The sequence below is a fragment of the Affinundibacterium macrobrachii genome (genome assembly GCF_014652415.1).
Classification (GTDB): Bacteria; Pseudomonadota; Gammaproteobacteria; order Burkholderiales; family Burkholderiaceae_D; genus Undibacterium; species Undibacterium macrobrachii.
Genome location: NZ_BMYT01000004.1, coordinates 1 through 11,772, shown reverse-complemented (window position 1 = coordinate 11,772; position 11,772 = coordinate 1). Strand labels below are relative to the sequence as shown.

General features: G+C 43.7%; 11 protein-coding genes. 1 reads left to right on the top strand and 10 read right to left on the bottom strand.

The features are described 5' to 3' along the window. Window positions 1–47: 47 nt before the first annotated feature. From IE103_RS12070 to IE103_RS12030, 9 genes are all read right to left on the bottom strand, one after another. Window positions 48–2,294 (bottom strand): carboxy terminal-processing peptidase, encoded by a 2,247-nt coding sequence (locus tag IE103_RS12070; RefSeq protein ID WP_189346390.1) that lies wholly within the window; start codon window positions 2,292–2,294, stop codon window positions 48–50. Between the two features lie 615 nt (window positions 2,295–2,909). Then, window positions 2,910–3,269, bottom strand: a complete 360-nt coding sequence (locus tag IE103_RS12065) for a hypothetical protein (RefSeq protein WP_189346389.1) — start codon at window positions 3,267–3,269, stop codon at window positions 2,910–2,912. 298 nt (window positions 3,270–3,567) lie between these two features. Next, complete coding sequence (locus IE103_RS12060) at window positions 3,568–4,038, bottom strand: hypothetical protein (protein ID WP_189346388.1); 471 nt, start codon at window positions 4,036–4,038, stop codon at window positions 3,568–3,570. 214 nt (window positions 4,039–4,252) lie between these two features. Next, window positions 4,253–4,684, bottom strand: coding sequence for a hypothetical protein (locus IE103_RS12055; RefSeq protein WP_189346387.1), 432 nt, complete (start codon window positions 4,682–4,684; stop codon window positions 4,253–4,255). Window positions 4,685–4,742: 58 nt separating this feature from the next. Next, window positions 4,743–5,141, bottom strand: a complete 399-nt coding sequence (locus tag IE103_RS12050) for a GFA family protein (protein WP_189346386.1) — start codon at window positions 5,139–5,141, stop codon at window positions 4,743–4,745. Window positions 5,142–5,223: 82 nt separating this feature from the next. After that, complete coding sequence (locus IE103_RS12045) at window positions 5,224–5,766, bottom strand: nucleotidyltransferase family protein (RefSeq protein WP_189346385.1); 543 nt, start codon at window positions 5,764–5,766, stop codon at window positions 5,224–5,226. Between the two features lie 152 nt (window positions 5,767–5,918). Further along, a complete protein-coding gene (locus tag IE103_RS12040; RefSeq protein ID WP_189346384.1) occupies window positions 5,919–6,110 on the bottom strand; it encodes a KOW motif-containing protein in 192 nt (63 codons plus the stop codon). Then, window positions 6,107–7,636 (bottom strand): ATP-binding protein, encoded by a 1,530-nt coding sequence (locus tag IE103_RS12035; protein ID WP_189346383.1) that lies wholly within the window; start codon window positions 7,634–7,636, stop codon window positions 6,107–6,109. The genes IE103_RS12040 and IE103_RS12035 overlap by 4 nt, the downstream gene beginning before the upstream one ends. A gap of 14 nt (window positions 7,637–7,650) precedes the next feature. Then, a complete protein-coding gene (locus tag IE103_RS12030) occupies window positions 7,651–8,325 on the bottom strand; it encodes a response regulator (protein ID WP_189346382.1) in 675 nt (224 codons plus the stop codon). Between the two features lie 383 nt (window positions 8,326–8,708). On the opposite strand from IE103_RS12030, the gene IE103_RS12025 reads away from it, so the two are divergent. Beyond that, on the top strand, window positions 8,709–9,359 hold the full coding sequence (locus IE103_RS12025) for an energy transducer TonB (RefSeq protein ID WP_229827260.1): 651 nt from the start codon (window positions 8,709–8,711) through the stop codon (window positions 9,357–9,359). A 99-nt stretch (window positions 9,360–9,458) separates the two neighbouring features. Here IE103_RS12025 and IE103_RS12020 read toward each other — a convergent pair. After that, window positions 9,459–11,772, bottom strand: a 2,314-nt coding sequence (locus IE103_RS12020; protein WP_189346381.1) for a choice-of-anchor K domain-containing protein, incomplete at its 5' end; no start/stop codon positions are given.

Below are 11,772 nucleotides of genomic sequence, written 5' to 3'. Positions count from 1 at the left end.
ACTGCAAAACTCAACCCAACTTCATGCACAAAAATTTGTGATCGAATTTAGTTTGTTTCTTTGCTCTTCACACTCGCACGTGAGATCGTTTTATCAGCTAAACGTTTACTGGATTTGAGCAGTTCGATCTCATCACTCAAGATGTGCGCTGCTTCGATCAAATAAACATCTTTTGCTTCTTTGCTGGCTTTTTCAGCCGCCAACTCGGCAGCCAAACTGCGTTCGCTGCCTTGCAAACCATCATCTTGCGTTGGCACCTTACTTGTCTCCGCTTTTGCATCTGCTTTATCATCGGCCTTGCCTGCTACTTTCGATTTACCTTCTAAAGCAGCGCGGATTGCTTCACGTTCTTTTGATTTCTTTTCGCGCGCATCACGTTCTGCACGGCGCTCTTCTTCATTTAAAGAAATCACTTTTTTCTCTTTTTGTTTTTTAAATTCAGCAATATCTTCTTTAATGAATTGGAACTCCTTGTCTTTCGCAATCCGCATTTCATGACGAACTTGCAGCATCGCTTGCACGTCTTTCAAATTGCCTAACGCTTGGTAATTCGCAGGTTTAATCTGTACCCAAGGCAAGGCATTGTCATAGCTCGATTCGCCATAGCTATCGGCATCAGTAAAACTTGGGTAAGCGATGTCTGGAGTCACGCCACGTAATTGTGTCGTACCACCATTCACACGGAAGAACTGCGCAACAGTCATTTTCAGATCGCCATATTGCTGCTTCTCGCTACGCGCCATCTGGTCCAAACTAATCACCGTCTGCACGGTACCTTTACCGAAACTATTTTCACCAATAATCAAGCCACGACCATAGTCTTGGATTGCAGCAGCAAAAATTTCTGAAGCAGATGCAGAACCGCGATTAATCATCACGCCAAGTGGACCATCCCAAGCAACCACGCCTGCGCTATCGCTTTCGACATGGACTTTGCCTTGTGAATTGCGCTGCTGAACTACTGGACCTTTGCCGATAAACAAACTAGTCAATTCCACTGCTTCGTTCAAAGAACCACCACCGTTATCGCGCAAATCAATTAACACGCTATCGACTTTTTCTTTCTTCAATTCGGCTAATAGTTTTGCTACATCGCGTGTCGCACTCTTAAAGTTTTTATCGCCACGACGACGCGCATCAAAATCTTGATAGAAAGTCGGCAAAGCGATCACACCAATTCGGCGCGTACCGTCAGCTGTCTTTACTTCTTGTATCGATTTTTTTGCGGCCTGCTGTTCTAAGGTAATCTTATTGCGTACCAAAACAACTTTTTTGTGCGCGCCATCTGGTCCTGCATCAGCAGGTAACACATCCAAAGTCACGGTCGTATCTTTCGGTCCGCGAATCAGTTTCACCACGTCGTCTAAACGCCAGCCCATCACATCAACCATCGGGCCATCCGTACCTTGAGCGACACCAACAATACGATCACCGACTTTCAATTTGCCCGACAAAGCGGCTGGACTACCGGGTACCATTTCGCGCACTGTCGCCATTTCATCGCGATCCTGCAAAGTCGCGCCAATACCCGTCATCGACAAACGCATAGAAATATCAAAATCTTCTGCTGCTTTGGGTCCCAAATAATTGGTATGCGGCTCTACCGACATCGCATACGCATTCATAAATAACTGAAACACGTCTTCGCTTTTCAGTTTATTCATCCGCGTGAGTGTGGTCTCATAACGCTTTTCCAAAGTAGATTTGATGGCTGCTGGCTCTTTACCTGCAAGCTTTAATCGCAACCAATCATTTTTTACGCGTTGACGCCATAAATCGCGCATTTCTTCTTCGGATTTTGGCCAAGGCTCTTTGTCACGCTGATAGCGATAAGCCTCTTTTTGTGAGAAATCAAATTCTGTATTCAGCAAACTACGTGCGTAAGTTAAGCGCTCTTTAAAGCGTTGGTGATACAGATTAAACATGGCAAACGGCGTCGTTAAATCCTGCCCCAAAATCGCATCATCTAATTTATCGCGCGCTACAGAAAATTGATCGATATCGGATTGCAAGAAAAAGATACGGTCACCATCAAGTGACTTCAAATAGCGATCAAAAATCTTTTCCGACATCGCGTCATCTAAAGGCGTTGCTTTATAGTGAAAGCGGGTAAAGAATTCCGCCGTCATATTCGCGGCTTGGATTTGCTGCGGCAAAGGCTGAAAATTCAGCGTCGCTTTCGCCGTATTATTGACATCTGGTGCATTGACAGCGGCAATCGGCCCGGATTCCGCAATCGCAAAATGCGTAGAAACCACCAAAGCGATTGCCATACCTATTAAAGTCTTTTTCATGTTCTTTCTCCAATTATTCGTAACGCAGCACAGGCATCGGACGCTAGATGATAATTATCATCAACTGTATTCAAAGCCTGATTTTACCTATCTAAATACGAACATCTTTCACCAATACAATTTAACAGCACGAGAGTGGCTTGATAACTTGCCTACCCCAAATTTCATAGAGTAGCAGCATATCACTTGTTTCGCTTTCCGACAGCCCACCGGAGCGTAGTTTCAGGCATTTTCATGCTGCTTTTTGTAACGCTTTGTTGGTGTGACCTGTTACAGTTTGTTAAGTTCACTTTGCTGATTGAGGGGAGTTACTGATTTCAGTTTGTTTGACGCACGTGGAATAAGCCTCAGTTGCTCAGTTTTTTTATACACATATAGAATTGTTGATTTGATGCTGGCAATTTACGTTCGCACTTTTCCCTATTCAAGGCCATTTACTTCTCGCAATCAAAACGCCTAACAGCGATAAGCTTGTGCACCGCACATCCTTAGAAAATAAGTTTGCGATTAGCAACGATATTTGTAGTCTCCTATGAGTGATATCGCCCAGTTTTATCGGCTACACACCATATTTTACTCACGTGGAGTGTGCAACTTTCCGAGAAAAACTTCTATTTACGTTTGATCACTTTCGCCTTTTTCAACCGTCATTTTATTTCCGCAACCCCCACAATACGATTGAGGCTCAATAACATTTCTACTAAAGACTGTTTTTCCACAAGATGTGCAGAAATTGATAGCTCTATAATTTAATGCTATTACTAAGCCTACTCCTATAGCACTGTAAATTGCTGATGTATCTGTTTTTGGGTCACTCCAAACAAGCCCAAACATGAGTACCCCAAATAAAGCCAGAAGATAAGGGAAGATTTTGCGCTTCAGATCCGCATTTTTGTTTATGAGTAAAAAAATACTGAATGTAGCGCCGTAAAGGAAGGTTAAGAGTTGAATAATGTGTGCCTGTTGAGTATTCATATTATTTTTCAAAAGTTTGTATGAGCATTAAAATTATTTGATATGTCACCTAATTAAGATTATAGGTGACAAGGGTTTCATGCTTATACGCTTATGCAAAAATACCGCACCCTTGGTAGGGTGCGGCAGGTATTTTGTGCCCACGCGGATTGCTTGGTTTATCAACGAGAATGGAGCTTTGCTGTTTATCTTTTCTATCTTGCTTCCTTACTCAACCAGTACTCCCCCATAACGCATGTGCACGTTAAAGCTGTGCACACATCAAGACGCTAAGCTTACGAGCATTGTGTCGGCATTCTTATTTCAAGATTATCCAATTCGGATGATCAAACAGACGTCCGTAATTATTCAAAGCATTGATAACTTTATGTGTCGCTTTTGCAGGTTGGCCTTTTGCTTTGCCAGTCATTACGTCTGCACCCTGCGTCATCTCGGCAATAATCTGATGTAGCACGGCATCTGCTTCCGAAGTGAGTTTGCAATTGGCGACGATGTTTGCGATCTCGGTGTGAGTTATCTCGCCTAGTTGTTTGAAGTCTGTGTTGGATAAAGCTTGATGCCTTTTGCCGGCGATTTTTCTCTGAAACTCTGCATCTAGTGTATTCATGCTTTGCCGTAGAGGTGCATCGCTATTCCATTTCTTGCCTTGATTCAGTGACAGCTTACCGTGTTCACTACTGTGATGTTGGTGCTGCCGTGCTTGTGTCACATTACCATAAAAAGACGCTACACAAAAAGCTGCCAGTATTAGAATTTTTTTGCTCATCATCGCCTACCTCATCGTTGATTCAAAGTGAAATACATTGCCAATAGGAACATCATCAATCCATCATAAATGAATGAATTCGCTCTTTGGTGTATGCCATTATAGAAATAAGAGGAAGTCTTGCACGTTCGATGATTTTTACGCCTTAGATTTACATGATGCACATCAAGCGATTGCGATTACAAAACTCATCGCAGGAATCCTGTCGTCCACAACATCAACGATGTGCATGCACCAAACGGAATCCAAACACAAAACCCACACCTGCCAAGCCCCACACGATAGCCGCGACAATTTCGAAAGTGTTGCGCAATTCTGGATGATTGATCATCAAAGGCCACAATATCATCGATCGTAATAAGCAAATCGCAGCCATACCAGCCAATCCTGTGCGTAACAATGGCAAACGTCGTATGAGGCCCAATGCAGAAAATGCGAAGGCTGCACAAATCGCCATTAATGCAGTGATCATCATGGTACTAACAGGCGCCAGCCAAGTGCCTTCGCGTGCCGATTGCACAATCTGCGGTGGTGCACCGAAGTAAGCGTACCAACTCGGTCCACCGAAGATAGCTGCGATATGAATAATCACGCCGATTACAGCAATGACGCCAGCTAGATAGACCCACCATTCTGAAAGTTTTTTCATATTATTTGCATTTGATTGTGTGATAAAAAAACTAGACGCACGCACTGATTCCTAGCAATCAAAACCAATAATCTGCCACACACTTTCCATCACGCGGAAGATCATCGAACGTATCGAGTCCATCAAAATGATCTATAGGAATCTGCGCAACAGCATCTGGCTCAGCAAGACGCAAATTCACAGCGATACGACGGCAACCTTGTTCGTCTAATTGCAAGCTACGCCAATATGCCACGCAACCGCAATTAGGACAGAAGTGAAATTCTAGTGCTTTACCACGTACATAAGCACGCGTGACTCCGCTGACGTGGATACCTTCATTTTCATAATCGTAGGCCCACAATACACCATAGCGCCGACACGCAGTACAGTTACAGGCGGTCGCACCGTCGGGTTGACCTGCAAAAGTCCAGCGAACTTCACCACAAAGACAAGCGCCTTTAATCAATTCAGACATCAATTATCTCCTTTGTTTTCTACTTCGCTAGCCTAAATATTTTCAACTTAAAAATCAGAAGAATCTGAAAACGCGACAATCTTCACTGCATGCGTTGCAACCAAGGCCAACGTTGTTGATAAGAATCCGCTTTTTGTTCATACAAACTTTGATGCGGTGTAAGCGGGTTCATTGCTAAAACACCTTGATACAAAATCTCAAAGCCGTTCGGTGCGTAAATTTCTTGCGGGTTCATACCCACACAAGTTGAAGGAATGAGAAAGCGATCGATACCTTCTTGCGCACTTTTTAGTTCAGGGTAGGTATGCCCAAAGTAGGAGGAATACCATTGATGAACACGCGCTTGATTACATACTTCGATGGTAATGTTCAAATCCTTGAAAAGATCATTAAGACGTTCTTGATGCGCTTGCTCAGAAGTCGCTGACAAGTCATCATCAAAATAAAAGATGTCGTAATCTTTGATTCCAAACGTCGGGTTTTGATTTGATTTACGATTCCAAACGGTTTGAAACAAACATCCCGCAACCAGCCAACTATCAGGCAGTGCGATGGCATCCCAACGGGCAAAAATTTCGACATTGTTGGGGTTACTTAAAACGTCTTCAATAAATTGTTGTTTCATACGTGTTCACAATTATCTTTTCGGCCTCACTACTTAAGCTTTCCGACTGCATCGATACTTGCGTTTTCCAAGGGAGTACCATTATCTTGTCTAGTCAAAACATGACTAAAGATGATCCTGCAATTTCCTCTCAAGTGCTTCAACGCTCATCTTTATGAATGAACGACAACATTCTTAGCTAAAGTCTTAAAGCGTTCACCATTATCTTGCACTACCGTAATCGTCAAATGCCCAGTCTTGCTGATATTTAAATCACGCACCGTGCCAGATTTTCCTTTGTGGGTACCGCCAACCACTTTGCAGTAATCGCCATCTTTCAACTGACTAGTAACATCCTTATTCATTTCATTGACTCCACTGGCAATTGAATAAAAATACGCGTGCCCTCACCGACTTGGCTTTGCAATGCAAATTCGCCACCCCAAGCAAGCACTCTTTCACGCATGCCACTGATGCCGATTCCGGCCACAATTTGTTCTGTATCGAACCCCTTGCCATCATCATTCACACTGATGCTTAATAAAGATTTTTCAAAATTCATTTGTAGCGAGATTTCGACTTTCTTCGCGTGCGCGTGTTTCAAAATATTGGAACAAGCTTCTTGTACGATGCGGTAAGCAGAAATAGCAAGCTCGGGATTTAGCGCGAAATCTCCTTCTGCTTCAAATTCAAAATGGCAATCTTCATGCGCCGCATTGTACATACGCAGCATTTCTTCTATTGCACCTTCTAATCCAAGCATATCCAAAACTTCTGGTCGTAATCGTCGCACCAAGTTTCTACCATTCGCATATAAATCCAAGGCTAACTTGGCAACTGCTTTGGCACGTTCTTGAATTTCTTGGAGTTGTGGCGCGAGTGTTTCATGTTGACTAGCTTGTGCAGCAATCTTAGCGATCCGTTCAGACTCTAATCTAACTGCAATCAAGGACGCATTCAATTCGTCATGGATTTCTACCGCAATACTTTGCCTTTCATTCTCCACGATGGCATTGACTTTATGAATCAAGCGACGCTTCTCCGCATCAGCTTTCAATGCCTCGTTGCGCGATGCGATTAATTCTTTGGTGCGTTCCGCCACCGTATTTTCTAAATGCGTTTGCGACTGATGCAAATTATTCGCCATATCGTTGATGGAATTTTGCAGCATTCCGATTTCACCACCATCAGAAACCACAATTTGCGTCGCTGTTTGGCCAGCGCTGATATCGCGTAAAGCATTGATGGCACGATGCAAAGGTTGGCTTAAGCCTTTAGACAAATACCATGCCAAGCACGCACTGACAGACAGTGCCAGCATCGACATCAACAACTCTATCGAAAATCTATGGCGCTGTTGGCTCAACAAATACGACTTGGTCATGGTGACGCGCACATAGCCAAGTATGGTTTGGCTTCTACTTTTTGCACTGTCTAATTGCACTACACTGCCATGATCATCTGTATGTAAATTCACCCATACCATGTGGCGCTTAATCGGTAACTCAACATAGTTTTTCTCAGGTTTGGCTTGCCCCGCGTTCTCAACATGACTCAGTTCTTTTTTGTTCGTATCCAAAATCGCGATGCGATAGATATTCCGATCGGTTTGAATCACGCTATACATCATCTGCTTGATCGCCTGCATATTTCCGGCGACGATGTTGTATTCAACTCCATCGGCTAATGCAGTTGTGATGGTGATTGCGCGGGCATGTAACTCTTCTTCGACTTCTTTTAGCCGTGCGTAATACGAATACGAAATCAATGAGAAAAACAAATACACGACCGGAAAAATCGCAATCACCATCAAGCGAGTACGTATGCTCCAGCTACGCCATTGCAATAGGCGAGCAAGTATTCCTAACTGTGTTATGCGATTTGAAGTCATCAGCATTCGTCAATTTATGGTTCGATCAAACCATATTTAACCGCTAATTTAGTAATCAAAGCAGGCCGATGGATGCCGAGTTTTTCTTTGACAGATTGACTGATATTACTGATCGTCTTTTGTGAGAGATCAAGTTTTTCCGCGATCTCCACATTGGTTAGTCCTTCTGCCATCAGTTTAAAAATTGCCAAACTACGTTCGTCGAGTACCGTTTGTGGAGAGGTGTCGCCGCGCACAGAGAGATTTGCCAAACGCTCGGCAATCGAAGGCATAAAGTACAACTCGCCCTGCGCCGCCCTTCGCACCGCAATCGCTAAATCGGTGGGATCACAATCTTTGGTTACAAACGCTTTGGCACCTAGACGATAGGTTTCCTTAATTAAAGCATCTTGATCAAACTGACTCAAAAATACGATCTGCGCATCGGCTTGTTTTTCCAAAATTTGTTTAGCCGCATCTAAACCCGTCATTTCGGCACCAAAACGTATATCAAGTACGATCACATCCGCTTGCGTGGCGAAAAATTGTTGAACTGCCTCTGTTGGTGTTTTTGCCTGCCCCACCACCTCCATCCCCTCAGCAGTTAAAGACATAGCAAAGCCAGTCATAACAATAGGATGATCATCAGCCAATAAAACTCGGATGATTTGCGGATTCGATTGTGGGCGATTTAAGTATTGATTCTGCATTATTTTCTCCAGAAGCATTCACGCATGTACCTCGTCATTTCTCTACAACGATGACGCTTTGGGTTCATTTTACTTATAAAAGTAAGTCTAGTGTCGCATTTTTGCTAGTAACTAGCAATTCTATCTTCAATTCACTACACATTTGTAGTTCTACATAAGTTCTTGATTTAAAAAGCTTAAGTCAATATAAAAGCCATTTTGCCGCACAAAAGAATCATCATCTACCAGTTAAATTCTTTTCTTTTGCTAGTTACTAGCATATTATTAATCCAACGATAGGTATATTTTGATTCGCAAGGCTGGCCTAACTATCAATACTGCAGTGCTATCGTCAACTTGTCGATCTCGACATTCTCGCTGTTTCACTTCAATGGGAGTTCATTATGTCTACACATCATTTTCAACAAACACAAAAAAGGAATGTCTCATCTTTATTGATCACAGGTGCCTTACACGCCATCGCCTTGGGATTGGGGTTGCAAGCAACTAACATCGTCGATTTTCGGCAACCGACCATTATTGAATTGGCCAACATTACGCCACCCGTAAAAACACCAGAGCCAGAAAAATCAAAGGAAATGCCCACCACTACACCGACTACGCCAATTATTCCGCCACCACTGGTTCGAACCGAGCGTGTTGATTCTGAAACAATTACTGTCGTCGAAAAAGAGCTTAATCAAGCAAAGCCCTTCACCAATACAACGACAAACAACCATGAGGAAACTACAGAATTTGTGAAAGCAAGTAATCCTGTTCATATTGCAGCGCAAGTGGATTCAAACGCCTGTGAAAAGCCAGATTACCCAGCAAGCTCTATACGTAATGGTGAAGAAGGTGTCGTCAATCTAGCCATGTTGATTGGTCCTGATGGCAAAGTTTTAGAGAGCAAAGTAGAAAAATCAAGTGGCTCGCGCGCACTCGATAAAGCGGCGATTCAAGGCTTGAGTTTATGCAAATTCAAACCTGGGACTGTGGACGGTTTGCCTGAAAAATCATGGGCAAAATTACAGTACGTCTGGCATTTGAACTGAGAATTCAAACTAGGTTTAGTAACACCTCAAAAACAAAAATGGGACAATTACTTGTCCCATTTTGTCTTCTACATCAAAAAATCTAATCGACTCAATTAATTAGTCAGTAATGATTTTTCCTTTCGCAATCAAATCATTGATTAACTGCAAATCGGTAGTGAAGCCTGTAGTTAAGTTGACACCGTTAAATACGATTTGCTGCACATCATTATTGAGAACGTTGGTCGGATTAGTCGCCATCGCATTACCGGCAGTGAATGCGCCACTTGTACTGATATACAGCGTCGTATTTGTACCATCCCAATTAAAGTGTAAGAACTTATCAAGGGTTGCGCCCGTCTCACCAACTAACAGATCACGCAAGTCTAAACGATCACCACCAGCGGCATAATCTGCGGTACCGAAATCCGTAATTCTATCGATCGCTGGTGTCCCTGTAGTACCGTTATCGCTCAAACCCCATTTAAAGGTGTCTGCACCAGCACCACCAGTCAAGGTATCGCTGCCAGTACCACCGATCAAGACGTCATCGCCACTGTTACCATTGATGGTGTCGTTACCGCCATAGCCAAAGATAATATCAGCAACACTATTCTGCCCAGTTAACGTGTCCCCAGAATTAGTACCTTCCGTATTTCGATATCCACCCATTGTGATATTCAACACGTTAGTTGATGTATCTCCATCACGATCGGTAAATGTGTAATTGAATGAAGCAGTCAACTGCGTACCAACAGCGATTGAACTTCTGGTCGCCTCATTCATCGTAAAGGTATAAGTACCATCAGCGTTTCCGGTAAAAGTTCCGTAGGTACTTGTACCACTCCAAGTCACCGTATTTGTTAATCCGTCTGCGCCACCTTGCGCCAAAACCCGACCAGTAGCCACAGGCAATGGTTCAACAGTTGTGACCGAAGCAAAAATACCGAACGTACTAGAAGCACTTTCCGATGTTCTAATCTGCGTTACCAAGTTACCATTTTCATCTTTAAAACCATTCAGATTCACGACATAATTTTGTCCCGCGATATTGATTGTGGAACTTGTTGCTGGCAACTGAATAATGTCTTTTGACGCTTCCGGATCGCTGGTATTCGTGGTTTCTGTATGATCTAAAACGACGGTGAACGGAACTCTCGTCGAGACTCCATTGATTACGACATCAAACGCAAGACTCAAATCGGTACGATCCAACGATGCGCCAGATACAGGGAAATTGTTATGCGTAAATTTAGCAACCTCAAACAATTGCCCCAGAGTAACTGCAGTACCTGCTGTAGTCGTAAAGCCTGTGGTATCAACCAAATCATAACCAGACTGTGGGCTACCTGTACCCCACAACAAACGATCGGCCAAGGTATCATGTGAATCAACGTTTGTGGCAGTGACCGCATTGCCATTTGTATTGATTGCATTCACAAATCCAGCATCTAAGTCATTCACTGAGATAGCGTCGACACCAACAAATAATGCGTGGGTCATCGCTGCAGTTACCGGTGCATCATCTTCAACATTGATTGTCAAAGTACCTGTACCAACACCAAATCCATCACTGGCGCCAATGCCAAAATTCAAAGCACGGATATTTTCACCATTACCCGCAACATGATCAATCGGCGCCAACAGATTAAAGGTGTATGCACCTGAATTATTAATGCTTAATGTAGCGACCTGCGTCGCACCAGCAGTACCAGTGTAAGTCTGCCCTACCAAATTCCACGTAATCGCCACACCATTTGACGTGAGGCCAGTTGGAGCCGAAGTTAAGCTCCATGCGGTAACTGTGCCATCTGGATCTGTTGCAGTCATCGTTCCAGACGTCGTAGTAGAATTTGTTGAATCACTCGGGTTACCAACAGTATCTGCAATACCCGAACTTAATCCTTCCTCTGACACAGACCTTGTTTGCGCCGCAACTGTTGGCAAAACATTGTCGGTAATTGTTGCCGTACCAACTGCAGTGGCATTACTTGTAACACCAGCAGTTCTTGTCGCTGTCAATGTGAAGTTTTCTGCAGATTCAACCAAAGAGTCTGTAAGGATTGGTGTTCGCACTAAAACACTCGTAGCACCAGCAGCGATAGTGACGCTTGTAGCGTTTACCCAAGTTCCACCACCGTTTGTTGATATCTGCAGATTCGTCGCACCAGAAGCGCCATAGTCAACACCTCCGCCAGTCGCCCCTGCATTTGCCAGTGCTAAATTAAAGCTAGTCGCAACACTGCTAACACCGCTTAAACTCAAAGTGAATTGCGCAAATCCTGCATTCTCAGCAACAGTAACATTTGAAACTGATACGGTTGGCACAGATTCATTATCTGTAATACCGCCAGCGCCCGTCACCCCGCCAATCACTAACGGTAAGGATTCTGGGGAGGCACTGTCGACCACGGTGTCATCGATCGTCGCTACC